The sequence below is a fragment of the Novacetimonas cocois genome (genome assembly GCF_003311635.1).
Lineage (GTDB): Bacteria > Pseudomonadota > Alphaproteobacteria > Acetobacterales > Acetobacteraceae > Novacetimonas > Novacetimonas cocois.
Map to the genome: position 1 here is coordinate 157,791 of NZ_QEXL01000002.1, position 23,907 is coordinate 181,697.

Annotated in this window: 19 protein-coding genes; 9 read left to right on the plus strand and 10 right to left on the minus strand. The window is 63.1% G+C overall.

Going from position 1 to position 23,907, the window contains the following annotated elements:
* Positions 1-292: 292 nt before the first annotated feature.
* Complete coding sequence (locus NJLHNGOC_RS02420; protein WP_113594925.1) at positions 293-1,072, minus strand: Bax inhibitor-1/YccA family protein; 780 nt, start codon at positions 1,070-1,072, stop codon at positions 293-295.
* A 282-nt stretch (positions 1,073-1,354) separates the two neighbouring features.
* On the opposite strand from NJLHNGOC_RS02420, the gene thpR reads away from it, so the two are divergent.
* From thpR to NJLHNGOC_RS02445, 5 genes are all read left to right on the plus strand, one after another.
* Positions 1,355-1,894, plus strand: a complete 540-nt coding sequence (gene thpR / locus NJLHNGOC_RS02425) for an RNA 2',3'-cyclic phosphodiesterase (protein ID WP_113594926.1) — start codon at positions 1,355-1,357, stop codon at positions 1,892-1,894.
* 468 nt (positions 1,895-2,362) lie between these two features.
* Positions 2,363-4,585 (plus strand): PQQ-dependent dehydrogenase, methanol/ethanol family, encoded by a 2,223-nt coding sequence (locus tag NJLHNGOC_RS02430; RefSeq protein ID WP_110559442.1) that lies wholly within the window; start codon positions 2,363-2,365, stop codon positions 4,583-4,585.
* A 51-nt stretch (positions 4,586-4,636) separates the two neighbouring features.
* Positions 4,637-6,037, plus strand: a complete 1,401-nt coding sequence (locus tag NJLHNGOC_RS02435; RefSeq protein ID WP_206057851.1) for a c-type cytochrome — start codon at positions 4,637-4,639, stop codon at positions 6,035-6,037.
* A gap of 125 nt (positions 6,038-6,162) precedes the next feature.
* The gene (locus NJLHNGOC_RS02440) at positions 6,163-6,867 is read left to right on the plus strand and encodes an NAD-dependent deacylase (protein ID WP_113594927.1); all 705 of its coding nucleotides are present in this window, start codon (positions 6,163-6,165) and stop codon (positions 6,865-6,867) included.
* On the plus strand, positions 6,864-7,487 hold the full coding sequence (locus NJLHNGOC_RS02445; protein ID WP_113594928.1) for a uracil-DNA glycosylase family protein: 624 nt from the start codon (positions 6,864-6,866) through the stop codon (positions 7,485-7,487). The genes NJLHNGOC_RS02440 and NJLHNGOC_RS02445 overlap by 4 nt, the downstream gene beginning before the upstream one ends.
* Before the next feature lie 4 nt (positions 7,488-7,491).
* Here NJLHNGOC_RS02445 and NJLHNGOC_RS02450 read toward each other — a convergent pair whose 3' ends face one another.
* From NJLHNGOC_RS02450 to NJLHNGOC_RS02460, 3 genes are all read right to left on the minus strand, one after another.
* Complete coding sequence (locus tag NJLHNGOC_RS02450) at positions 7,492-8,154, minus strand: MarC family protein (protein WP_239021283.1); 663 nt, start codon at positions 8,152-8,154, stop codon at positions 7,492-7,494.
* A 200-nt stretch (positions 8,155-8,354) separates the two neighbouring features.
* Positions 8,355-10,325 (minus strand): lysylphosphatidylglycerol synthase domain-containing protein, encoded by a 1,971-nt coding sequence (locus tag NJLHNGOC_RS02455; protein WP_113594930.1) that lies wholly within the window; start codon positions 10,323-10,325, stop codon positions 8,355-8,357.
* A gap of 145 nt (positions 10,326-10,470) precedes the next feature.
* Entirely contained in the window at positions 10,471-12,087 is a 1,617-nt protein-coding gene (locus NJLHNGOC_RS02460) for a lysine--tRNA ligase (RefSeq protein WP_113594931.1), read from the minus strand.
* A gap of 129 nt (positions 12,088-12,216) precedes the next feature.
* Between NJLHNGOC_RS02460 and NJLHNGOC_RS02465 the strand changes: the two genes are divergently transcribed.
* Positions 12,217-15,186 (plus strand): ATP-dependent DNA helicase, encoded by a 2,970-nt coding sequence (locus tag NJLHNGOC_RS02465; protein ID WP_113595028.1) that lies wholly within the window; start codon positions 12,217-12,219, stop codon positions 15,184-15,186.
* Positions 15,187-15,208: 22 nt separating this feature from the next.
* Here the strand turns inward: NJLHNGOC_RS02465 and NJLHNGOC_RS02470 are convergent, their stop codons facing one another.
* The 3 genes from NJLHNGOC_RS02470 to NJLHNGOC_RS02480 all read right to left on the minus strand — a co-directional run bounded on the left by NJLHNGOC_RS02470 (position 15,209) and on the right by NJLHNGOC_RS02480 (position 17,727).
* Positions 15,209-15,412, minus strand: a complete 204-nt coding sequence (locus NJLHNGOC_RS02470) for a cold-shock protein (protein ID WP_110527040.1) — start codon at positions 15,410-15,412, stop codon at positions 15,209-15,211.
* Between the two features lie 315 nt (positions 15,413-15,727).
* Positions 15,728-17,377 (minus strand): chaperonin GroEL, encoded by a 1,650-nt coding sequence (gene groL / locus NJLHNGOC_RS02475; protein ID WP_110527037.1) that lies wholly within the window; start codon positions 17,375-17,377, stop codon positions 15,728-15,730.
* A 59-nt stretch (positions 17,378-17,436) separates the two neighbouring features.
* Positions 17,437-17,727 carry a co-chaperone GroES gene (locus NJLHNGOC_RS02480; protein WP_110096383.1) on the minus strand — a complete coding sequence of 97 codons (291 nt, stop codon included), beginning with the start codon at positions 17,725-17,727 and terminating at the stop codon, positions 17,437-17,439.
* Positions 17,728-18,217: 490 nt separating this feature from the next.
* On the opposite strand from NJLHNGOC_RS02480, the gene NJLHNGOC_RS02485 reads away from it, so the two are divergent.
* On the plus strand, positions 18,218-18,880 hold the full coding sequence (locus NJLHNGOC_RS02485; protein ID WP_113594932.1) for a dienelactone hydrolase family protein: 663 nt from the start codon (positions 18,218-18,220) through the stop codon (positions 18,878-18,880).
* A gap of 279 nt (positions 18,881-19,159) precedes the next feature.
* Here NJLHNGOC_RS02485 and NJLHNGOC_RS02490 read toward each other — a convergent pair whose 3' ends face one another.
* Positions 19,160-20,068, minus strand: a complete 909-nt coding sequence (locus tag NJLHNGOC_RS02490; RefSeq protein ID WP_113594933.1) for an S-methyl-5'-thioadenosine phosphorylase — start codon at positions 20,066-20,068, stop codon at positions 19,160-19,162.
* On the minus strand, positions 20,058-20,894 hold the full coding sequence (locus NJLHNGOC_RS02495; RefSeq protein ID WP_113594934.1) for a cytochrome c1: 837 nt from the start codon (positions 20,892-20,894) through the stop codon (positions 20,058-20,060). The genes NJLHNGOC_RS02490 and NJLHNGOC_RS02495 overlap by 11 nt, the downstream gene beginning before the upstream one ends.
* Before the next feature lie 193 nt (positions 20,895-21,087).
* Between NJLHNGOC_RS02495 and hemF the strand changes: the two genes are divergently transcribed.
* The gene (gene hemF / locus NJLHNGOC_RS02500; protein WP_113594935.1) at positions 21,088-21,996 is read left to right on the plus strand and encodes an oxygen-dependent coproporphyrinogen oxidase; all 909 of its coding nucleotides are present in this window, start codon (positions 21,088-21,090) and stop codon (positions 21,994-21,996) included.
* 71 nt (positions 21,997-22,067) lie between these two features.
* The gene (locus NJLHNGOC_RS02505; protein ID WP_239021273.1) at positions 22,068-23,225 is read left to right on the plus strand and encodes a hypothetical protein; all 1,158 of its coding nucleotides are present in this window, start codon (positions 22,068-22,070) and stop codon (positions 23,223-23,225) included.
* A gap of 9 nt (positions 23,226-23,234) precedes the next feature.
* On the opposite strand, the gene NJLHNGOC_RS02510 is transcribed toward NJLHNGOC_RS02505, so the two are convergent.
* Positions 23,235-23,834, minus strand: coding sequence for a Smr/MutS family protein (locus NJLHNGOC_RS02510; RefSeq protein WP_113594937.1), 600 nt, complete (start codon positions 23,832-23,834; stop codon positions 23,235-23,237).
* Positions 23,835-23,907 lie beyond the last annotated feature (73 nt).

A 23,907-nucleotide genomic window follows, 5' to 3' on the forward strand; every position in this document is an offset into this window, starting at 1 on the left:
ACGAAGGGCAGATATGATTTTTTGCCGTTTGAAAACAATGCACTAACTCTTTGTCTCGTGCATCACACTCTCGTCAACGGACTGTTTCTCATAATGAATAAGTCTTATTTCGGGCGTCATTTGTTCTGATCCGCCCCAAAATGTTCCAGTCCCGTTCATGATTTCGTTGTGATGTGGAGACGACACAAAAAAACCCGCCACATGTGTGGCGGGCTGATTTGGCTGAGTCTCTGTCTAGCGTGTCCTTCCGGCGTCCGGGACGATGCCCGGACCGATCCGGAGGAAGGCGCGATCAGTCGTTGTTGTTGTTCCGGACACCCATGAACTGCAGCATGAACTGGAACAGGTTGATGAAGTTCAGATAGAGGTCCAGCGCATCGTAAACCGCGCGCCGCGCCGCCATATCCGGTCCCTCATACGCGGCGACCTGCTGATAGGTCAGCTTGATCCGCTGCGTGTCGAACATCGTCAGGCCGATGAACAGCGCCAGTCCCACCACGCTGTAGATGAAATAGACAGCCGGGCTCTGCATGAAGATATTGACGACTCCGGCGATCACCAGACCGAAAAGTCCCATTATCAGGAACGAACCGAAACGGGTCAGATCGGCGCGGGTGGTGTATCCCCAGATGGACATCGCCGCGAACGTGGCTGCGGTGATAAAGAACACGCGCGCCACCGAAACGCCGGTGAAGACCAGGAAGATGTTCGCCAGGCTGCATCCCATGACGCCACAGAACAGCCAGAACAGTCCCTGCACCGCCTGAAGCGACAGGCGGTTCACGCCAAACGACATCACAAGGACGAATCCAAGCGGGGCGATCATTGCCAGCATCCCCAGCCCCGTCGGCCGGATCGCCGCCCCCGCCGGGGTATTTACGATCTGGTAGAACAGGGACTGAAGGGTGGCGTTATGGGCGATGAGATAGGCAACGAGTCCCGTCAGCACCAACCCAGAGGTCATCCAGTTGTAAACGCGCAACATATAGGTGCGCAGCCCCATATCGATGGAGCCGACGGCGCCATTTGCCGCAGGGCGGGCAAAAGTTCGCGAATCCGGGCCAAAAGCCATTTCAAGTTTCCTTCATCCACGTCATGCGAACGTGTCATCCCTGAATGTTGGGGCATCCTATAGAGGCTTCAAGAACGTCCGCGTGGCCAACACATTAAAAGATGGCAAGACAAGCCTGTTGTCGGGGGACACTACCCCACAAACGCAACGGCATCATAGATGCCTACACTACTTATATAGTACAGCAGTGGCATTATCCGTTTTTCGGGACGGAACGATCATGCGGCATGTCCCCTTTGTGGCGCATCTTCCCTCCAATCACCTGCCTGACTGGTCTGCCTGATGAGACTCTTCATTGCCCTTGGCATTCCCCATCCGCTTTCGGAACTGCTGAACGGGCTGCGGGGCAGCCTTGCCGAGGTGAACTGGATGCCGCCCGAAACCTATCACCTCACCCTGCGCTTCCTTGGGGAGGTCACCGACCGGCATCTGATGGAAGACATCCATTACGCGCTGTCGACCATCCACGCCCCCGCGTTCGACCTGTTTCCCGATGCGCCGGGCCTGTTCGAGCGACCGGCATCGCCGGCGGTGCTGTGGATGGGAGTCGCGCGCAACGACTCCCTCTTCCATCTCCAGCGCAAGATCGACACCGCGATGCGGCGTGTGGGGCTGGCGGAACGCCGCAGGCGGTTCGTGCCGCACATCACGCTTGGCACCATCCCCTATCCCGACCCGTCGCGGCTGGCGTCCTGGCTGCAACGACAGGCGCCCCTCAACAGTTCCCCTACGCGGATCAGGACATTTTCCCTCTATAATTCACTGCGGGGAAAAGAGACGCCGACCTATGAGGTGCTGGAGGATTATCCCCTGAGTCCGTGATGCGAAAGTTGCATCAGTTCCGAAACAATCTGCCTCACAACAGACCCGATCCATCTCTTTTTCGGATATATGAAATGCAAAAGTGGCATACAAAGTTGTCATGCTGCGATATGTCTTCATGCATTATCCGCGAAAATATCCTTTGAAAACAAATACATTTCAAAAGATTACACGCGGTTCATCTAAGAGCATTCATTGCTTATCGGACACCTTGTTCACAATTTAGTGATCTCAAACACTAAAATGTCAGAAGACGTATGTAATCCCGACAGTTTTTTCGGATGAAACGGACTACCTGCTTAATTCTCCCTGTCGAAGGCCGGTTTTTCAATCTCTTGCGCAGGTGTAGTGACTGGGGTCGGATTTGTGGCTCCGCCCCTGCGCTGGAAATGAAAGACCCGCCCCGGCGGAAAGTTGCAGCGGCGGCGTCCCGAATTCGAAACCGTTAGTTTTCTGAGGACATCACATATGATTTCTGCCGTTTTCGGAAAAAGACGTTCTCTGAGCAGAACGCTTACAGCCGGAACGATATGTGCGGCTCTCGTCTCCGGTTACGCCAACATGGCATTTTCCGCTGATGAGGGTCAGGGCCAGACCGGGGAAGCGATCATCCACGCGGATGACCATCCCGAGAACTGGATGACCTATGGTCGCACGTATTCTGAACAGCGCTACAGCCCGCTGGATCAGATCAACCGTTCCAATGTCGGAAACCTCAAGCTGGCATGGTATCTGGATCTCGATACCAACCGTGGCCAGGAAGGCACGCCGCTGGTTGTTGATGGCGTCATGTATGCCACCACCAACTGGAGCATGATGAAGGCCATCGATGCCGCCACCGGCAAGCTGCTGTGGTCGTATGACCCGCGCGTGCCCGGCAACATCGCGGACAAGGGCTGCTGCGATACCGTCAACCGCGGTGCGGCGTACTGGAATGGCAAGGTCTATTTCGGCACGTTCGACGGTCGCCTGATCGCCCTGGACGCCAAGACCGGCAAGCTGGTCTGGAGCGTGAACACCATTCCCCCCGACGCCGAACTCGGCAAGCAGCGTTCCTATACGGTTGATGGCGCACCGCGCATCGCCAAGGGCCGCGTGATCATCGGTAACGGTGGTTCCGAATTCGGTGCCCGTGGCTTTGTCACCGCGTTCGACGCGGAAACCGGCAAGGTCGACTGGCGCTTCTTCACGGTTCCCAACCCCAAGAACGAGCCTGATCACGCAGCATCCGACAGCGTGCTGATGAACAAGGCCTATCAGACCTGGAGCCCGACCGGCGCCTGGACCCGTCAGGGTGGCGGCGGCACCGTGTGGGATTCGCTCGTCTATGACCCCGTGACCGACCTGGTCTATCTCGGCGTGGGTAACGGCTCTCCGTGGAACTACAAGTACCGTTCCGAAGGCAAGGGCGACAACCTGTTCCTGGGCAGCATCGTCGCGCTGAAGCCTGAAACCGGCGAATACGTCTGGCATTTCCAGGAAACGCCGATGGACCAGTGGGACTTCACCTCGGTCCAGCAGATCATGACGCTTGACCTGCCGATCAATGGTGAAACCCGCCACGTCATCGTTCACGCGCCGAAGAATGGCTTCTTCTACATCATCGACGCCAAGACCGGTGAGTTCATTTCGGGCAAGAACTATGTCTATGTGAACTGGGCCAGCGGCCTCGATCCGAAGACAGGCCGTCCCATCTACAACCCCGATGCGCTGTACACGCTTACGGGCAAGGAATGGTACGGTATCCCGGGCGATCTGGGTGGACACAACTTCGCCGCCATGGCCTTCAGCCCCAAGACGGGCCTGGTCTATATCCCGGCGCAGCAGGTTCCGTTCCTGTACACGAACCAGAAGGGTGGCTTCCTGCCGCATCCCGACAGCTGGAACCTTGGTCTTGACATGAACAAGGTCGGTATCCCCGACTCCCCCGAAGCGAAGGCTGCCTTCGTCAAGGACCTGAAGGGCTACCTCCTCGCATGGGATCCGCAGAAGCAGGCCGAAGCATGGCGCGTCGACCACAAGGGTCCGTGGAACGGCGGTATCCTGGCAACGGGCGGCGACCTGCTGTTCCAGGGTCTGGCGAACGGTGAATTCCACGCCTATGACGCCACCAACGGTTCCGACCTGTTCCACTTTACGGCTGACAGCGGCATCATCGCACCGCCTGTGACCTACCTTGCCCATGGCAAGCAGTATGTCGCGGTGGAAGTGGGCTGGGGCGGTATCTATCCGTTCTTCCTCGGTGGCCTCGCGCGCACCAGTGGCTGGACGGTCAACCACTCCCACGTGATTGCCTTCTCGCTCGACGGCAAGGCCGGTCCGATGCCCAAGCAGAACGACCAGGGCTTCCTGCCGGTGAAGCCGCCTGAAAAGTTCGATGCAAGCCGCACCGATAACGGATACTTCCAGTTCCAGACCTATTGCGCGGCCTGTCACGGCGATAACGCCGAAGGCGCTGGCGTGCTGCCTGATCTGCGCTGGTCCGGTTCGATCCGCCACAGCGACGCGTTCTATAACGTTGTTGGTCGCGGTGCCCTTACCGCCTACGGCATGGATCGCTTCGACGGCAACATGAACCCGAACGAGATCGAGGATATTCGCCAGTACCTGATCAAGCGTGCGAACGAAACCTACCAGCGGGAAGTTGATGCGCGGAAAAACGCAGCCGGTATCCCCGAGCAGCTGCCGTAATCCCGTTTTTTTCAATTTTTCGCATCAACGCGACGCATGATGGTGAACATAATGATCAACAGGCTTAAGGTGACTTTCGGCGCGGCAGCGCTTAGTCTGCTGGCTGGCACAGCATTGGCGCAGACGCCCGATGCCGAGCTGGTCCAGAAAGGGGCATATGTCGCAAGGCTGGGTGACTGCGTGGCATGTCATACGGCCCTGCATGGAACGGCATATGCCGGCGGGCTCGAAATCAAGAGCCCGATCGGGACAATCTACTCGACGAACATTACCCCCGATCCGACGTACGGTATCGGCCGCTATACTTACGAGGAATTTGACGAAGCCGTTCGTCATGGCATCCGCAAGGATGGTTCCACGCTGTATCCGGCGATGCCCTATCCTTCCTTCTCCCGCATGACGAAGGAAGATACCCGCGCCCTGTATGCATATTTCATGCATGGCGTGCAGCCGGTGGCGCAGCCGGACAAGCAGCCCGAGATTTCGTGGCCGATGTCCATGCGCTGGCCGCTGTCGATCTGGCGCATGATGTTCTCTCCCTCGCCCAAGGATTTCACGCCGGCTCCCGGTACGGATCCTGAGGTCGCACGGGGCGAATATCTCGTGACGGGCGCCGGGCATTGCGGTGCGTGTCATACCCCGCGTGGCTTTGCCATGCAGGAAAAGGCCCTGGATGCTTCGGGTGGTCCCGACTTCCTGGCCGGTGGCGCGCCCATCGACAACTGGGTTGCCCCCAGCCTGCGTAACGACCCGAACGTGGGTCTGGGACGCTGGTCCGAGGACGACATCTACCTCTTCCTGAAGTCCGGCCGTATCGATCATTCGGCTGTCTTCGGCGGAATGGGCGATGTCGTGGCGTGGAGCACGCAGTACTTCACCGATGACGACCTGCATGCCATCGCGAAATACCTGAAGAGCCTGCCGCCGGTCCCGCCGTCACAGGCCCCGTACACCTATGACGCGACCACGGCGAACACGCTGGCGTCCGGTAATTTCGCGAACATTCCGGGTGCCGATACCTACGTCAAGGAATGCGCCATCTGTCACCGTAACGATGGTGGTGGCGTGCCGCGCATGTTCCCGCCGCTGGCTGGAAACCCGGTTGTCGTGACCGACGATCCGACCTCGCTGGTGAACGTGATCGCGCATGGTGGCGTCCTGCCGCCGAGCAACTGGGCACCGTCCGCCGTGGCGATGCCGGGTTACAGCAAGACGCTGTCGGCACAGCAGATCGCGGATGTCGTCAACTTCATCCGCACCAGCTGGGGCAACAAGGCGCAGGGCACTGTCTCCGCCGCCGATGTGGCCAAGCTGCGCGATACGGGGGCCCCGGTCTCCAGCGCGGGCTGGAACTCCACCAGCAGTGGCTGGCTTGTCTTCCAGCCGCAGCCTTACGGCCATGGCTGGACGTTTGCTCCGCAGACGCATACTGGTGTGGACAACGCTCAGTAAGACCGATCGGTTTCATACCGATTGCGATTATCAGGGACCGCCGCAGACACTGTCTGCGGCGGTTTTCTTATGCGCGCCAATCATTCACACTGCGGGGGTAGACAGGCTGTGATAAAGGAACCCCCATGCAACGCATCGTTGTCCTTACCGGCGCGGGAATAAGCCAGGAATCCGGCCTTCAGACCTTTCGGGGGGAAGACGGGTTATGGAACCACGAACGGATCAGCGACATCTGCACGCCAGAGGGGTTCGCGCGCGATCCCCTGCGGGTGGACCGTTTCTATAACGGCCTGCGCGCCGGACTGGCCCATGTGCATCCCAATGCCGCCCACAAGGCGCTTGCCCGGCTGGAGGAATGTTCGAATGCCGGCACGTGGGATGGGGAACTGCTGATTGTCACGCAGAACATCGACGATCTGCATGAACGCGCCGGCAGCCGCAACATCATCCACATGCATGGTGAACTGATGCGCGTCCGCTGCACCAGCTGTGGCGCGACCCCGCCATGGCATACCGACTGCCTGCCCCAGACCCCATGCCCGACCTGCCATCGTCCGACATTGCGGCCCGATGTCGTCTGGTTTGGCGAAATTCCCTACCACATGGACCGGATCGACCGGGCGCTGCGCCAATGCGACCTTTTCGTCGCAATCGGGACATCCGGCGTGGTCTATCCGGCTGCGGGATTTGTCCAACTTGCAGGCACGCATGCCGATACGATGGAATTCAACATGGAACCATCCGCCGGCAACGCCCTGTTTGACCAGGCGATCCTTGGCCCCGCCACGAAAACGGTTCCCCTGTGGGTCCGGGATCTCCTCAACGGATGACACGTCCCGTTTCCTCCGCCGGCGCGGATCCCGACGCGCAGGGACCGGATGATGCGCTGGAACGGCTGGTGCGTGAAATCCGCGCCTGCACCGCCTGTGCCCACGTGCTGCCACTGGGTCCGCGCCCTGTCCTGCATGTCTCCCCCACCGCGCGGATCCTGATTGCCAGTCAGGCCCCCGGCACCCGCGTCCATGAAACGGGACAGTCCTTCAACGATGCGTCGGGGGACCGCCTGCGAGGATGGCTTGATATAGACCGGGCGACATTTTACGACTCCAGCCGCATCGCCATCATGCCCATGGGAATGTGTTATCCCGGCCGGATGCCCAAGGGGGGCGACAGGCCGCCACGTCGCGAATGCGCCCCGTTATGGCGCGACAGGGTGCTGGCGCTGATGCCCGACATCCGCCTGACGCTGCTGGTCGGATCCTATGCCCAGACCCATGTGCTGGGACCGGGCAGGGTGGAGGACCGCGTGCGGCACTATCGTGATTTCCTGCCGCGCTATTTCCCCCTGCCCCATCCCTCGTGGCGGACGGGCGCATGGGAACGCCGCTCCCCATGGTTCGGGGCCGAGGTGCTGCCGGCGCTCCGCACGGCGGTGCATGCGTTGCTGTGAACGGTCAGTGGCCCATCTGCGCGATGTTATGGGCCATGGACATGACGACCCCCTGCACGCCGGTAATCAGGATCTGCACCCCGATCGACAGCAGGATCAGCGCCACCAGACGCGATACGATACGCGTGCCCGTCGTGCCCAGCAGGGTCATGAGCTGATCGGCATAGGCATAGGCGATCCAGATGATGCAGGCCACGGCCAGGGCCGCCAGCGACAGGATGCCATAGAACATGACGGTGCTGCCGCCTGTGGATCCTTCGGAACTGAGCGCGATGGCGACCGCAATCGTGCCGGGACCGACGGTAAAAGGCATCGTCAGCGGAAAGAACGCCAGTTCCATCCCGTTCGTGCGCGTGGCACTCAGGCCGCCCTGGCTTGCCTGCGCCTGCTTGCGCGCTTCCTCCGTTTCCGGCGCCTGAAGCAGCGCCCATGCCCGTACCGCCACGACCAGCCCGCCGGCAATCCGCAGGGCATCGATCGTGATGCCGAAGAAGGACAGGATGGTCCCCCCCATCCAGATGGAGGCAATCATCAGCATGGCGGAATAAAATGCCACCTTGCGCGCCAGCGCCAGACATTCCGCACGGCTGCGCCCATCGGTGACCTGCGCGAAAATCAGCGCGGCCCCCAGCGGATTGACGATGGAAAACAGCGCCGGGAACGCCATCAGGAACGCACCCGATGCGCTGGTCAGGCCGATGGGGACGCTCAGGTGGGTCAGGACGTCATGGGAAACAGCCACGCTTCATACCTTTTCTCGGCAGAACCAGTTGTCAACGCCGCTGGCATCCGTCCCGGAACGGGCATGATTTATGCAGCATCTTTTCAGGAACATGCCTTATCCGCCAAATCGCGCCGCATCCACCCCTACGTGCGCATAAGCGACTGCAGCAGTCGCGCATCTTCCGGCCGGGCACACAGATACAGGGACTCGTCCTCTTCCGGCCCTGCCGTCGATGACCCGATCGTGACAGGCCACGCCGTCAGGCCCAGCCCGTTATAGACCGACAGGAACATTGACCCCACGCACCAGAAGGCGGCCTGCCGTCCTTCCTGCACCGCCAGATCACGCAGCCACCAGATCGCGGAGACACAGTCCTGCGCATTGCCCGCCGGATCGCCCAGGCCGATCAGGAACGTCCCCCGCCGCACGAACGGCAGCAGCGCCTGTCCCCGCGCGCCCACAATCAGGCCCGCGGGCACCCAGTCTTTTCCCACCGCGTCGATCGCATGGTCCAGCATGCGGTAACGCGCTTCTCCCTCGCCATCCCACGGCACGATGGCGATCCGGCCCGGGCGGATCAGGCGCATGATCATCAGCAGTCCCAGCATGACCGCCAGCCCCATCGTCCAGCGTCCCACCCCGGAGGACGAGGCGAACAGCATGATTTCCCACCAGCTGCCGCCCATCTCGTCATCCGGCCCGGCGCAGGCCAGCACCACCACGCAGGCGATCAGCAGCAGCAGGGACATGATCGTGGGAAAGGACAGCGGTTCGCTCAACACCCGCGCATGGCGGTAATAGGAACTCCGGAAGGGCGCGATCAGGATCGCCACCAGCGCCGGCAGGGCCGGAATGATGATGGGCGATCCACGCAGCAGGGTCAGCCCCGCCGCCGTTACCAGCAGGCCCAGCGTCACCTTCCATGCCAGCGTCACACGCTGCGACAGGCCAATCGCCAGCCCGATCAGGGCAACCCCGATCAGGGACAGCAGGTAATCCCCCGCCATGCCGAACAGGCCATGCAGCCGGCCCGCCGCGTTATCCCATGTTTCGGGGTCCAGAATCGTCAGCGCGATCAGCACGCCACCACACAGCGATACCGCCCCCGTCGCCACGGCTACGGAAAAATCGGCCTCGCTTTCGCGGATCACGACACTGGGCCGCATCGTCCGGGGACCGCGCACGGGTGTCCCCTGCGCGGCCTTGCGCGACAGCAGCACGGCATCGCCACGCAGGAACAGTTCATGCCCCGCGAACATCACCCCGGCGATGAACAGCGGGATGATGTAATAGAACAGGCGAAAAATCAGGATCGCCGTGATGATGCGCGGCGCGGGCATGTAGCTTCCCAGCGCCAGCATCATCGCCCCGTCGAAAACCCCCAGCCCCCCCGGCACGCTGGCCACCAGCCCGGCGGTATAGGACGCGATGTAGATCGCAAGGAACACGCCATATCCCAGCCCCGGCGCATCAGGCAGGAAGATGTAGGCAATGGCTGCCGTCGCCGCGACCTCGGCCGCGGAGACGACCGTCTGCGCCACCGCCATGGAGGACGAGGGAAAGGTGATGGTCCAGCGCCACAGCGTGACCTCGTTCAGGCGGCGTCCCATCAGGATATACAGCCCGACACCACCCCACAGCAGCAGCCCGATCGCCTGCAGCACAAGATGCGGCAGGCGCGCGCCCACCACCGGCACCATCTCCGGCTCCCACAGCAGGACGCCGCCGATCAGGACGGCCGCACCCAGCAGGTAGGTGGCGGAGCAGAAGGCGATGATCTGCGCGACCTCAAGCGGGCGCAGGCCCCAGTTGCCATACAGCCGGAAACGCACGGCCGCGCCGGAAATGGCCGAAAAGCCGAGGTTATGCGACAGGACATAGGAACAGAATGCCGCAAAGGCCGTGCGCCTGAACGGCATCGTGTGCCCGATCTGCCGTACCGCAAGCCAGTCGTAAAATGACAGGACGGTATAGGACAGGACCGTCATGCCCGCCCCCGCCCACAACGTGGTGTGTGGAATGCCAGCCAGCGCCCGGCGGATGTCCATCCAGTGCAGGTTGCGCATTTCGCGCTGCACCACGATGATGGCGGCGATCATCAGCAGCAGCCCCATCGCGTGGGGCAGATGCCGCAGCAGCCTGCGCCATCCCGTCCTGCCCTTTCCCTCCGCACAGGGAGGGGGCGTGGGCGGACGTGATGGGGAAGGACCGGACGTCACGGGAAATACGCTGCCATCAAACGGACAAGTCCTGACGCGCCTACGATTGGTCGGCCTGCGATACGCTGCGGGTCAGGGCGGCCTCGATCAGGGCAATGGTTTCGCTGACGCCATACAGCGCAATGAAAATTCCGAAACGCGGTCCTTCCTTCTGTCCCAGCAGAACTTCGTAAAGACAGCCGAACCAGCTTCGCAGGGGTTCGAACTGATGACGCTTGCCAATCTCGAACACAAGGTTCTGATAATCATCCGGCGTGGCGGCCGAACCTTCCATCCCGCGCAGCGCATCCGCCAGGTCGGACAGTGCCGCGCGTTCCTTGCCCTCGGGCGCGCGATAGCTTTTCGTGGGGCGCACGAAATCGGCGTAATAGACGATCGCGTGATCCACCAGCCGCGCCAGCATGGGGAAGCGTTCGGGCGTGGCGTCGGGGTCGTAGCGCTGGATGAATTTCCACAGCACGTCCGGCGTTTCGGCATTGGCAACGCTGGCAAGGTTCAGCAGCATGCTGAACGTGACCGGGCTGCCCGCGTCATCGGGAATCCGGCCGCCATGAATGAACCATGCCGCATTGGTCCATAGCGTGGGGTCCTGCACCGCCTGTGCCGTGCGTGCGCGGGTGACATTGGCAAGGTATTCATCCGTCGCCTTGGGGATCACGTCGAAAAACAGCCGCTTTGCCCGCTGCGGGGCGTTGAACATGTATTGCCCCAGACTTTCGGGCGGGGCGTAACGCAGCCATTCCTCCACCGAAATGCCGTTACCCTTCGACTTGGAAATCTTCTGCCCGTTTTCATCAAGGAACAGTTCATAGGTCAGGCCCGCGGGCGCGCTTCCGCCAAGGATACGGCAGATCTTGCCCGACAGGCGCACGCTGTCGATCAGATCCTTGCCCGACATCTCGTAATCGACGCCCAGCGCGTACCACCGCATGGCCCAGTCGGCCTTCCACTGCATCTTGGCATGGCCGCCCGTCACCGGGGTCTCGAACGTCTCGCCTTCGTCATCGGTCCAGCGCACGGTGCCCGCCATGGGGTCGATCGCATCCATGCGGACCTGCATCACCTGCCCGGTGCGCGGATGGATCGGCAGGACGGGGGAATAGGTGGCGCGGCGTTCCGCACCCAGCGTCGGCGCGATGACATCCACGATCTTGTCATGCACCTCCAGCACGCGACGCAGGGCGGCGTCGAAACGGCCGTCCTCGTAATACCGCGTGGACGAGGCGAATTCGTAATCGAAGCCGAAACTGTCAAGAAAGGCCCGCAGACGCGCGTTGTTGTGGGCCGCGAACGATTCATGCGTGCCAAACGGATCGGGCACCCGCGACAGCGGCTTGCCGATGAACTGGCGCAGCATGTCCTGGTTGGGAACGTTGTCGGGCACCTTTCGCAGGGCGTCCATGTCATCGGAAAATGCCAGCAGGCGCGTCGGCTTTCCGGTCATGGCGGTAAAGGCCTGACGGACCCATGACGTGCGCGCGACCTCGCCAAACGTGCCGATATGCGGCAGGCCCGACGGACCATAGCCGGTTTCCAGAAGGACCGGCCGTTCGGCGCTGACGGGTCTGTCGCCGACATGGGCCGCGAGTTTGGCGGCTTCCTCGAAAGGCCATGCCTTGGGCAGGGGAGAGGAGGGAATGCGATGCTGTTCTGACATGGGCCCGAAAGCTATGAATTGCGGAAAGGCAGGTCAATCACCACCTTACACCATAATCGGCGCCAAAGATAATTTACGTTACATGGAACTGGCGACATCGCGGGTCATGTGCCCTATATGTTCACCATCATGACAGCCCCCCCGTCCCTGCCGGATACCGCGCCTGCCCTGATTGCCAGACATGGCGCCTGTTCGGTCCTGACGCCGGATGGGGAAATTCTGTCGCTGTCACCCGCCGACGTGCGGCGCGAACTGCGCGACTGGCCCGCGCCGGTCGTGATCCATGCACCCGCCACCGCGCGTCGCCTCGACCTGCCGCCGCCGGGGCAGCCGACCCCGTGGCTGGATCTGCTGGAACTGTTCGCGTTCGCCATGCCCGCGCAGACGGTTCCACCAACCCTGCGCGGACTGGGCCGGGCGCTGGATTTTCCCCTCGCCCGGATTGAAAACGCCGAAGCCGACCTGCTGCTGGACATGGCCGACGACCTGCTGGGCCGGATCGCACGCCAGCGCCACGGCGCGGATGGCCCCATGATGGCCGCGCTGGCATTCAAGATGCGCCAGATGGGCTGGGCATGGGGCGACAGCGTGTGCCACGCGCTTGGCGTCGGCACGGCCATTCCCCCCGAGGACCTGCAGCCCAACGATGCGATCCGGGTCTGGCGCACCCTGCCGAAGTGGGAGGAAGCCGCCCCGCGTCCGCCCCCCGGTCCCCATCCCGTCACCCCGGCGGAAGCCCGCGCCCGGCTGAGCGAAATCCTTGGTCCCGATGCGCAGACACGCGCGGGACAGGCGGATTTCGCCGATGTCGCCACCGCCGCCTTTGCCCCGCGCGACAGGCGCGGCGCCCCGCACATGGTCCTGGCGGAGGCTGGGACGGGCACGGGCAAGACGCTGGGCTATATCGCGCCCTCCAGCGTCTGGGCACGGCGCAATGACGCCGCCGTATGGATCAGCACCTATACCCGCCACCTCCAGCGGCAGATCGAATCGGAACTGTCGCGCCTTTACCCCGAACCCGCCATCCGGCGCGAACATGTGGTGATCCGCAAGGGACGGGAAAATTACCTCTGCCTCCTCAACATGGAGGAATCGGTCAACATCGCGCTGTCGCGAGGAAGCAACGCCGCAGGGGCGATGATCGGGCTGTGCCTGATTGCGCGCTGGGCCACGGCCAGCGCCGATGGCGACCTGTCGGGCGGGGACCTGCCGGGATGGTTCGGCGACCTGTTCGGGCGCGGGCTGCTGGCCGGGATCGCGGACCGGCGGGGCGAATGCATCCATGGCGCATGTCCGCATTACCAGCGCTGTTTCGTGGAACATTCGATCCGCCGCGCCCGGACGGCCGACCTTGTCATCGCCAACCATGCCCTCGTCATGTCGCAGGCCGCCTGGCACGCCCTTGACGGCGCGGGCACCGGCAGCGAGGACAATATCCCCACGCGCTATGTCTTTGACGAGGGGCATCACCTGATGGATGCCGCCGACAGCGCATTTTCCACCGAGTTGTCGGGGCTGGAGGCGGCGGAGCTGCGCCGCTGGCTGCTGGGCGCCGAAGGGGCGCGGTCGCGCGCGCGCGGGCTGAAAAAGCGGCTCGATGACCTCGTGGTCGGCATGCCGCAGCTGGAAACCCCGCTGGATGCCGCCCTGCTTGCCGCCCATGCCCTGCCCGCCCCCGGATGGTCCGCCCGACTTGCCGATGCCCGCCTCACCGATGCGCAGGACGCGCCGCCGCCTGACCCCGAAGTCCCGCCACCGCAGGGTGAACTGATCGACGCGGCGGCGGAACCGGTGGAGCCGGTCCTGTCGAATCCGACGGAGGCCCTGCTCCACCTGCTGCGCCAGCAGGCGCTGGCCCGGACCCATGGCGCCCCCGGCGGCCCGCAGCGCGGCACGGTGGAATGTGACCTCCATCCCGTCCCTGCCCCCCTGACCGAAGCGGCGCGGACGCTGGCGCGCGCGTTGCAGCGCCTGTCCACGCCACTGCGCACGCTGGTCGATCGCCTTGGGGAGCGGCTGGAAGATGATGCGGACATGCTCGACAGCGTATCGCGCGAACGTATCGAGGCCGCGATCCGCTCCATCCGCAAACGCGCGCTGGCACGCGTGGATGGATGGATCGCCATGCTGGGCGCCGTTGGCGAGGGCAGGTCGTCCGAACCGGGGAATACGCCGCAATATATCGATTTCATCCGCCTTGACCGGCGCGAGGGACAGCGGCCGGGCGAACGTGATGTCGGGCTTTACCGTCACTGGCTGGACCCGACCATCCCGTTTTCCGCCGTGCTGGCCGCGCCCGCGCACGGGCTGCTGGTGACGTCGGCCACCCTGCGCGATGAAAATGGCAGCGAGGACGAGGACGAAGCCGAACGCGCGTGGGAAGCCGCCGAGGCCCGCTCCGGCGTCACGCACCTGCCCATGCCCGCGCTGCGCGCCTCGCTCGCCAGTCCGTTCGATTACCGCAGGCAGAGCCGCGCCTTCATCATAACCGATGTCGCCCATGACGATCCGGCCTCGCTGGCGGGGGCATACCGCACCCTGTTCGAGGCATCGGGCGGTGGTGGGCTGGGGCTTTTCACGGCGATATCACGACTGCGCGACGTGCATGCGCGCCTGGCCGGACCGCTGGAGGCGGCGGGCCTGCCGCTTTATGCCCAGCATGTCGATCCGATGGACAATGCCACGCTGGTCGATATTTTCCGCAGTGAACGCAATTCATGCCTGCTGGGGACCGACGCCATGCGTGACGGCGTGGACGTGCCCGGACAGGCGCTGCGTCTGGTTGTGTTTGAACGGGTGCCATGGCCGCGTCCCGATATCCTGCATCGCGAACGACGCATCCATCTGTCGGGCGGGGCACCATCGCGGTACGATGACCGCATCGCGCGTCTGCGGCTGCGCCAGGCCTTTGGCCGGCTGATCCGCAATGAAAGCGATCGTGGGGTCTTTGTCCTGCTGGACCGGCGCACCCCGTCGCGCCTGCTGTCCGCCTTTCCGGCGGGTGTCGCCGTTCACCGCATGGGACTGGCCCATGCGGCGCGGGAAATCACCCGGTTTCTGCAAACCGGTGACGGAACGCATGACGTTCCGCCAACATGATCCTTCGGCAGTCTGTCGGGGCCTAGAGCGGCTTGAGGTTGCTTGCCGCCGCCTTGCCGCGTTCCATCGTGATGTCGTAGCTGACGGGCTGGTTCTCATCCAGACCACGCAGACCAGCTGCCTGCACTGCGGTGATATGCACGAAAACGTCCTTGCCACCATCGTCAGGCATAATGAAACCAAAACCCTTGGTCGCGTTGAACCACTTAACTTTTCCGGTTGCCATAGCCGATATACTCTCCTGCGCCTCTTTGCCGGTCCCAATACCGGGAATTCGGGCTCTTGCCTTTACGGTCATGAAAAAAACAGGGCATCCGGAAAAAACACCCAGTCGGATTTCACGTCGTTCGTGCTGCCTATAGGGGCAGCATGAATAGCTGCCCCTTGTCAAATCGCATCTTTTAAAAAATGGTTGTAAACATAAAAAAAGGGGAAGACGGACATGCCGCCTTCCCCTTTTTTGCGTTGCCGCAGGGCCCGGAAAATGGGGGAACGGTCCCGGCCGGAAACCGCGCCCCCACTTTTTCCGTGGTGGAGTGGATCAGAAATCCATTCCGCCCATGCCACCCATGCCGCCCATGCCACCTTCGGGCATCGCGGGCGCCTTCTTCTCCGGCCGTTCCGCCACCATCGCTTCGGTGGTGATCAGCAGGCCGGCAACCGAAGCCGCGTCCTGAAGGGCGGTGCGCACGACCTTCATCGGATCGATGATGCCGGCGGCGACCAGATCCTTGTAGGTGCCTTCCTGCGCATCGAAACCGAACGGATAGCTGTCGTTCTCCAGCACCTTGCCGGCGATGACCGCACCATCTTCGCCCGCGTTGTGGGCGATCTGGCGCAGCGGGGCCTGCAGGGCCTTGCGGATGATGTCCGCACCGACGCGCTGGTCGTCGTTGTGGAAGTGCAGGTGACCCAGCGTCGTGGACGCACGCGCCAGCGCCGTGCCACCACCCGGAACGATGCCTTCCTCAACCGCGGCGCGGGTCGCATGCAGCGCGTCATCGACGCGGTCCTTGCGTTCCTTCACCTCGATCTCGGTCGAACCACCGACGCGGATCACCGCGACACCACCGGCCAGCTTCGCAAGACGTTCCTGCAGCTTTTCACGGTCGTAGTCGGAGGTGGTTTCCTCGATCTGCGCGCGGATCTGGCTGCAGCGGCCCTTGATGGCCTCGCCTTCGCCCGCACCCTCGACGATCGTGGTGTTTTCCTTGTCGATGTGCACCTTCTTGGCGGTGCCCAGCATGTTCAGCGTGACGCTTTCGAGCTTGATGCCCAGGTCTTCGCTGATGACCTGGCCGCCGGTCAGGATCGCGATGTCTTCAAGCATCGCCTTGCGACGGTCGCCAAAGCCCGGAGCCTTCACCGCGGCGATCTTCAGGCCGCCACGCAGCTTGTTGACCACCAGGGTCGCCAGCGCCTCGCCATCGACGTCTTCGGCGATGATCAGCAGCGGACGGCCCGACTGCACGACCGCCTCAAGCAGCGGCAGCATCGGCTGCAGCGACGACAGCTTCTTTTCGTGGATCAGGATGTAGGGGTTATCCAGATCGACGGTCATCTTTTCCGCGTTGGTCACGAAATACGGCGAGATGTAGCCGCGGTCGAACTGCATGCCCTCGACAACGTCGAGTTCGGTGTGCAGGCCCTTCGCTTCCTCGACGGTGATCACGCCCTCGCTGCCGACCTTCTGCATGGCCTGCGAGATCATTTCGCCGATTTCCTTTTCGCCGTTGGCGGAAATCGTGCCGACCTGCGCCGTTTCGGCGGGGGTGGTGATCTTCTTGGTGTTCTTCTTCAGTTCCTCGACAACCGCGCCGACAGCCTTGTCGATTCCGCGCTTGAGGTCCATCGGGTTCATGCCGGCAGCAACGGCCTTGGCACCTTCGCGCACGATCGCCTGCGCCAGGACGGTCGCGGTGGTCGTGCCGTCACCGGCGATGTCGTTGGTCTTGCTGGCAACTTCGCGCACCATCTGCGCGCCCATGTTCTCGAACTTGTCAGCCAGTTCGATTTCCTTGGCAACCGACACACCGTCCTTGGTGATGCGCGGTGCGCCAAAGCTCTTGTCGAGGACGACGTTGCGTCCCTTCGGACCCAGTGTCACCTTGACCGCATCGGCCAGGATATCCACGCCACGCAGCATGCGCCGACGTGCTTCATCGCCGAACTTTACGTCCTTGGCAGCCATTTTCAGTTTCTCCAGTAGGAAAGGTTAAATTGATCGGACAGAAGGAAAGCGCGAAAGGATCAGGCGACAACGCCCATGATGTCGCTTTCCTTCATGATGAGCAGTTCCTCACCATCGATCGTCACTTCGGTGCCGGACCACTTGCCGAACAGCACGCGGTCACCAGCCTTGACGTCGAGGGCGACAATCTGGCCCTGCTCGTTACGGGCACCCGGCCCGACCGAGATAACCTCGCCTTCCATCGGCTTTTCCTTGGCGGTCTCGGGGATGATGATCCCACCAGCCGTCTTCTCCTCGCTCTTCAGGCGACGGACAACCACACGGTCATGCAGGGGACGAAATTTCGTCATTGGATGGATCGCTCCATAATCTAAAAAAGGTAACGCCCTTGAATTAAGCAACGCCACCGGTTTGGCGCGCGCGCCAGGCCGCATCGCGTTAGCACTCCCCTCATGAGAGTGCTAGAGAGCAGATAGGAAGCCCCCTTTTTGGTGTCAAGGGACGGCACGGAGATTCCGGTGCAAGTTTCCATCCCCCGCGACAGGCAGGGCATACCAGCCCCGGACATTCGATAAAAAGAATTTATATATCAGTCAGTTGCACGAATATCGCACGTCGAATTCACGCCCTGTGCCAGTCCTCCGTCCATTGCATGCCCCCGACACGGGGCCTGCATATTTCCTGCCACTATCCAGTTCCCATCCCCCAGACCATGACCGCCGGGGGGAGAGCATGTGTCGGAGGGCGGAACGAATGTGGTATAGGTGCATTCACGCGACGATAACGACGGCATCGTCATCTCAACACAAACAACAACCCAGGAATCAGGGGGAGACACACATGGGATCGATCATCACCCTGTCCGCCGCGGACAGGCATCAGTTTTCCGCCTATCGCGCCGGACGGCCGGACGCCCCACGCGCGGTGGTGGTGGTGCAGGAAATATTCGGCATCACCCCCTATATCCGCGCGGTCTGCGACCATCTGGCCAGCAACGGGTACCAGGTCATCGCGCCCGCCATTTTCGACCGCGTGCAGCGCGATGCGATCCTTCCCTATACCCCGGAGGGCATGAAGGAAGGGCTGGAGCTGCGGGCGAAGGTTCCGCTGGAAAAGACCCTGCTGGACCTCAGTGCGGCGGCAGAGGGGCTGACGACGGAAAAGAAGGGGATCATGGGCTTCTGCTGGGGTGGCACGCTGGCGTGGGAGGCCGCATGCCGCACCACCGACTTTGCCGCCGCGGTGGGATGGTATGGCGGCGGGATCGCCGCCGAACGCGCGCTGACGCCCAACTGCCCGGTGCAGCTGCACTTTGGCGCGGAGGACGCGCATATCCCGCCTTCGGACATCGACGCCATCCGCGATGCGCATGAAGATATCGAAATCTTCGTCTATGAAGGCGCGGACCACGGCTTTGGCTGCACCGACCGCGCCAGCTATAACGAGGCGGCGGCGACACTGGCGATGCAGCGTTCGCTCAGCTTCTTCGAACACTGGCTCTGACAGGATTGTGACCTGATGGCGGGGGTGAAGCGACTCGTGCATCCCACCTGCAGGCGGACGTTCGCCGGGTCCTGCCATCAAGGGTGGCGCAATGCGCGCCCTTGATGGAAGGGTGTTCATTCAGAGACAGTCTGAAATAACTCATTGATAAAAATAAAAGTTTTTGGGTGTCGCCTTTTTTCAAAAAGGCGACGTTCTTCGAAGCTTTTTGGAAAAAGCTTCACCAAAAACTTTTATGATTTCAGTATGTTATCAGACCCGTCTTTTCAAACAGCGCGTTCAGCGCGGGGACAGCACCCGGCCCGCGATCGCGTCCAGTTTCGCCAGCAGGGCGGGATCGCGGCGATCGGGGGCGGTAATGATGGCATGTTCCAGCGCGCGGTCGCATCCGGCGTGACAGGGGCCGCGCGGCTTGCCCAGCTGCGGGATCACGGCGCGGACCAGCGCACGGGCGCGGCTGGAGTTTTCCTGCATCACCTTGACCACCGCATCGACCGTCACGCTGTCATGGGCGTCGTGCCAGCAGTCGTAATCGGTGACCATAGCGACGGTGGCGTAACAGATCTCCGCCTCGCGGGCGAGCTTGGCTTCGGGCATGTTCGTCATGCCCACGACCGAACACCCCCAGGAGCGGTACAGGTTGCTTTCCGCACGGGTGGAAAACTGCGGCCCTTCCATCACAAGGTACGTGCCGCCGCGCGTGACATCCAGCCCCAGCGTCCGGCATTCACCTTCCAGCACATCGCCGATGCGCGGGCACAGCGGGTCGGCCATGCTGACATGCGCGACGCATCCGCTGTCGAAAAACGTCTTTTCTCGCGCGAAGGAACGGTCGATGAACTGATCGATGACCACGAAATGACCGGGCGGCAGTTCCTCCTTCAGCGACCCCACGGCGGAGAGGGAGACGATGTCGGTCACGCCCGAACGCTTCAGCGCGTCGATGTTGGCGCGATAGTTCAGCCGTGTCGGCGGCAGCGGGTGCCCGCGCCCGTGACGCGGCAGGAAAACGCAGCGCACGCCGTCCAGCCGCCCGAACAGCAGCTGGTCCGACGGCTTGCCCCACGGGGTTTCGACCGTGCGCCATTCCTTATCTTCCAGACCCTCGATATCATAGAGGCCGGATCCTCCGATCAGGCCGATGACGGGCTCGATCACCTCGGACGGGGGGGCGGGTTCAGTGGACATCGGACCATATTCTCCGTTTCAGACAAAAGGTAAGGACAAGCAGCACAAGCAGGAAGGCGATGACACGCACCCCCGTGCGATGGCGTTCCTCCAGATGGGGCTGCGCCACCCAGGCAAGGAAGGTCACGACATCATCGGCCTGCTGCGCCGCCGTGGGGGACGTGCCATCCGCATAGGTCACGCCGCCATCATGCAGCAGCGGCGGCATGGCGATCAGCCCGTTGACGGCATAGGGGTTGTAGAAACTGCCTTCGGGAACCTGCGTCCCGGGGGGCGGGGACCGCCCGTATCCCAGCAGAAGGGCGCGCATGCGATCCACGCCCCCCGGATAGACCACCGCAAGGCGCGACTGGTCCGGTGGGCGGGCGCCATGATTGGCGGCGACGGCCGCCGCGGGCGAGGCATAAGGCGAAAGAAGATGGTCATCCGACGTCGCGGGCCGCGAAGCCGGCTTGCCCGTGGCATCGGTCCCGGCGCGAACATGATGGGCATGGGCGATACGGCCCACTTGTTCCTCCGTCAGGCCCATGCCGCCAAGATCACCATAGGTCACCGCCGTCATGCCATGGCACGAGGCGCAGACCTGGTCATAAACGGCATAGCCACGCTGCACCGCCGCCATGTCGAAATGACTCAGCGGCCCCGTGAAGCTCCATGAATGATGGGGAACGGGCGTCGGGGACTGGGCGCGGGCAGCATCCGGCAGACAGCCGGCGGCACCCGCCAGCGCAAGGCAGGCGACAAGCGCGCCGGTCGCGAATGCACCGGGACCGTTTCCAGGCGCGCCGGGGCGCGATGACCGTATCGTAAAGGCTTCAGGCTTCATTACAGGCGCGAATATGCAGCATGGTGATCCGGTCATGTCCGTGTCGGCAGCAGGCATGCCCGCTGCGTTCATCCGGCGCCGAACATAGCCGCCCCCGTTGCCTTTTCCTAGCGGCGGCACGAGCTGTCTTGCAATCGAAAGGACAAACAGGCACCCATACCCAATCACGGACCAGACCTGAAGAATGACACGAATGACCAGCCCCAGCCCTCTTCTTGCCCACGACGCCATGAAAGAGGCGGCCCGCACATGGTTCGAAAGCCTGCGCGACCGCATCTGCGCCGCATTTGAACAGATCGAGGACGAAGCCGCGCGCGCCGATGCCCCCGTGCTTGGCGAGCGCACCGCGCCGGGACGTTTCGAGCGCACCCCGTGGAAGCGCACGAACGAGGACGGGTCATCAGGCGGCGGTGGCGTCATCGGCCTGATGCGCGGCCGGGTGTTTGAAAAGGTGGGGGTCAATGTCTCCACCGTATCGGGGACCTTCAGCCCGGAATTCCGCCACAGCATTCCCGGCGCGTCCGAAGACCCGCGCTTCTTTGCAACCGGCATCAGCCTTGTCGCCCATATGTGCAGCCCGCTGGTCCCTGCGGCGCATTTCAACACGCGCATGATCATCACCACCGAAGGGTGGTTCGGCGGGGGCGGCGACATCACGCCCATGTTTCCCGATAGCGCGGAAGCCATTGCCGACGCCCGGCGCTTTCATGACGGGTTCCGGCTGGCCTGTGAAAAGCACGACCCCGAATATTACCCGCGCTTCCGCGACTGGTGCGACCGGTATTTCCACCTGCCCCATCGCAATGAACCGCGCGGGCTTGGCGGGATTTTCTATGACCGCCTGCACAGCGGCGACGCCGAAGCCGATTTCGCCTTTACCCGCGATGTGGGACTTGGCTTTCTGGAGACCTATCCCGACATCGTGCGCAACCGCATGATGGAGCCGTGGACCCCCGCCCAGCGGGAGGCCCAGCTGATCCGGCGGGGACGTTACGTGGAATTCAACCTGCTGCATGATCGCGGCACCCTGTTCGGGCTGAAAACCGGCGGAAATACCGAAGCGATACTGATGAGTCTTCCCCCTGAGGTGCGCTGGCCCTAAATTGGCCGCACGGCTGCCGCAATGCGCGGCGAGCATCCCCTTTCACCCCCAGCAGGCGGAGTAGCCACAACTTGTCCCCAGCCCCTCCCGAGGATCCGCCATCCCAATGTCGCGTCCGTCGCGCGCGCGCGGACGGGCGGGCGATGCGACGCCGGAATTTCCTGCTGGGCGCCATTCCCCTTGCGGGCATGGCGCTGGGCGCGCAGGCGGAGGCTTCGGAACTGCCGGTAAAGCGGATGCCGGTCCAGGCGCAGCCGGTCGCCAATCCTCAGCTTCTGCTGGGTGGGGACAAGGGCAGCATGGCCGGGCGATGGGGCGGGCTGCTGGCGCCTGCGCTGGAACATGGCTTCATCCAGGCGCAGGGCGTTTCAACCAGGATGACGGTGGGACAGGATGGCGTCACGGCGGCCAACCTGTTCGATACCCAGACGCCGCCCGACGGCACGACCGCGCTGGCGGTTCCGGGCGCGGCGCTGGTGGCGGCCCTGTCGGGGGAGCCGCGCATCCATTTCGACTACACCCGCTGGCTGCCACTGTTCTTCAGCCTGCTGTCGCCGGTCGTGATCGGTCGCGCGCAGCTTCACCACAATCTGGAAAACTTCATGCGGGACCGCCCGGTGCGCATCGCGGTCTCCACCCTGACGGGGATAGAACTGCCGACTGTGCTGGGCATGACGCTTTTTGGCCTGCGTCCCATTCCCGTTCCGGGACTGGCAAGCGTGAAGGATGCCGTCAGCGCCCTGCGTGACAATCAGGTCGATGTCATACAGATCCTCGACCCGCAGGGATCGCCCGAAACACGCGACGCGATCGCGGCACTGGCAAGGGACGGCTATCCCGCGCTGTTTTCCCTGATGGACAACATGCCGCCTGATGCCGGCACGCCGCATGTGCCATGCATGCATGACGTGCTGCTGCGTGAAAACCGTTCCGCCGCGTCCTCCCTCCTCCATTCCGCGTGGACGGCGCTGGCGAGTGCGGCCTCCCTCGACATCGCGCTGGTGCTGCCGATGCTGACGCCGCCCGCCCTTGTGGCGGAATGGCGTCACGCGACGGACATCGCCATCGACAGCGCGGATATCCGCACGATGGCCAGCGAGACGGGACGCAGGCTGGTGAGCGGGTCGGCATGCGCCGAATCCTTCCGGCAGATGGCGGGCGACGTCACGTCCGTCATGGCGCTGCGGCGATGGCTTGCGACCCACCTGCCGGACTGGCGGATGGGGTAAGGCGGTCCGCTACCGCCGCGACTGACGGCGCAGCAGGACACGCACCGCGCCCTGATTGGCGGCATGCGGATGCACCACCGCCAGGATAAAGCGCCGCATGTCCGCCCGCCCCAGCCACAGCGGCAGTTCACGGCGCAGGATGCCGCCATTGGCCCCGCTGCCAAGCCCGGTGATGATTTCAACGCAACGCACATTGTCGGCACGCGCCTGAAGCAGGAACGCATGCAGGCGATGAAAGGCGGTCTGTGCGATCTGTCCATGCAGGTCCAGCCGCCGCTGCGGGCGCAGCCGCCCACTGACCAGTCCGCGCCAGCTTGTATCGTCCAGGCCGGGCCGCCTGACCCCGATTTCAATCGCGCTGCCACGGTCATGCTCCATCCTGCCATGGGATGGGGCATGATGATGCAGCCCCGGCGCGGCAAGGCGGTGGATGTCATCCATCGGCGCTGATGGTGCCGGGGTTCCTGCTGCCTGCGCGGGTTTTTCGGCGGGGGCTGCGCGCGGGGTGGCGGGACGCGCCGCCCGGGCATGGCGCAGCGGGGAAATATCCTGCGTAAAGGCGGCCCACAGCGCCTGCTCGTCCTGATTGAGTGTCCGACGCCGTCGCACGTTTATCGCCCTTCCCCTTATGCGCTGGTCACGTTTCGCGAAAAAAACAGTGCCTCACGACAAAGTAGCGTGC